The following is a 1,774-nucleotide window of genomic DNA, read 5'->3' on the forward strand; positions in this document are numbered from 1 at the left end:
GCATACGCGCTGCATTTTTGACCTGGAGGCATTGCCCGCCGCCACTGCGCACGAGCAGACCATGGAAGAGCACGGGCCAGTTGCCGCTACGGCAGGCATGCCCGCGTCCCAGGCCTGTTCGCCCACCGACGAGCGCCGCCTGTTTTTTGACGACGTGCGCGCGTTTGGAACCCTGCTGGCAGGTACGCCGGGCGTGTTTGCTAACTGGCCTTTCTGGCGTGATCTTGGTTCAGAGCCTCTGGAGCTCACAGAGGCGGCCTTTGCGGAACGCATTGCCCAAAAACGTTCCGCCATCAAGGCCGTGCTGCTGGACCAGAAAATTTTGGCCGGGGTCGGCAATATCTATGCGGATGAAAGCCTGTTCGCCGCAGGCATTGATCCGCGCAGAAAAGCCTCGGAGCTTACGCGGACTGAGGCCCACCGCCTTTTGCAATGCCTGCGGGACGTGCTTTTGCTGTCCATATCCCAGTGCGGCAGTTCCATCCGTGACTACAGGGATGCCGATGGCAATGTGGGAGCCTTTCAAAATACTTTTGCGGTGTACGGGCGCGGCGGACAAAAGTGCAAAAGCTGCGGACGCCCTCTTGAAAAGGGCAGAGTGGCGGGGCGGGGCACTGTCTTTTGCCCGCATTGCCAGCGGTAGCCCGGTGGGTGGCCGCGCCGTTTACGGCAGGCAAAAGCCTGCCTGATCGCATTTCGTGGCAAGGATTTTCAGGAAAATCCTTGCAGAGCAGTTAACTCATTTCATTCATAAACTGCTCTAGAACCGCGCCAGGCCCGCCCCGCTATCACGCCGCGTCTGTAGCGACGGGAAAAGCCGATCAGGCGCGGGCCATGTTCATGCCCAGTTCAAAGGCTTTTTGGCAGTCTTGCGGAAAAACCTCTTTCCTGCGCTTCAGTTTGGCTTCTTCAGAAAAGCATTCCACCTTGTACTTGCTGTAGTCCGTGAACTGGGAGGTGTCGTTGACGTAGAGCACGGCGGGCGGGGTCAGCATCCTGCCCGTAAAATACTCCATGCCGCCAAGGTGTTCGGGGTAATGCATCTCGTTCATGAAGCTTTCAGTAACGTTCATGGTATAGATAAAGGCCGTCTTCATCTTTTTGGGGGCGATGGAAGAATATTCGGCGTCATATACGAGATAGGGGAAAAGGAAGCGCTCAAAAAATGACCGCATTTCCCCTGTGATGCCCTTGAAATAGATGGGTGAGCCAAAAATGATGCCGTCCGCCAGAGAAAGTTTTTCCAGCACCGGGGCCAGTTCGTCGCGCACGGCGCACCGGCCGTATGATTTGCCGCCAAGCCGCTTGCATTCAAAACAGCTTATGCAGCCCTTGTAATTGTAGTCATAGAGATGCAGCATTTCTGTCTGCGCTTCGGGGCAGGCAGCGGTCACGCCTTCAAGTGCCTTGTCCAGCACCGTGGCTGTATTGCATTTTTTTCTGGGGCTTCCGTTAACAGCATAGAATTGCATAAATTTCTCCGTTAAAATGGTTGAAATTGTCGCAGGCAGCGATGTGTCATTACAGGAATATGCGGGTTCCGGTGTGGCCGCACAACGCGCTTTGACACGTGATTTTTGCAGCATCCCGGCTTGCCGGGCTTCTTATGGCTGTTCACCTTCTCCCTCACTCGGTTTGCTGTTGTCTGCTAGAGCAGATTAACTTTGAGAATGTACATTCTCAAAGTTTAAGTCACGCTCGCTTCGATGCTTAACCGCGCAAGTAAATTGCGCTTGCATCTTTGCGGCGGGCGACTGCTCACGCAGCCGCCAGA

The 1,774-nt window shown here is 55.3% G+C and carries 2 protein-coding genes; one reads left to right on the forward strand and one right to left on the reverse strand.

The features are described from left to right. A partial coding sequence (locus V6C16_RS12375) for a zinc finger domain-containing protein (RefSeq protein WP_333543344.1) occupies positions 1–643 on the forward strand: 643 nt, incomplete at its 5' end. 178 nt (positions 644–821) lie between these two features. On the opposite strand, the gene V6C16_RS12380 is transcribed toward V6C16_RS12375, so the two are convergent. Further along, positions 822–1,472 (reverse strand): flavodoxin family protein, encoded by a 651-nt coding sequence (locus V6C16_RS12380; RefSeq protein WP_333536588.1) that lies wholly within the window; start codon positions 1,470–1,472, stop codon positions 822–824. Positions 1,473–1,774 lie beyond the last annotated feature (302 nt).

The organism is Desulfovibrio sp. 1188_IL3213 (genome assembly GCF_036763145.1).
In the GTDB taxonomy this organism is placed as follows: Bacteria; Desulfobacterota; Desulfovibrionia; order Desulfovibrionales; family Desulfovibrionaceae; genus Desulfovibrio.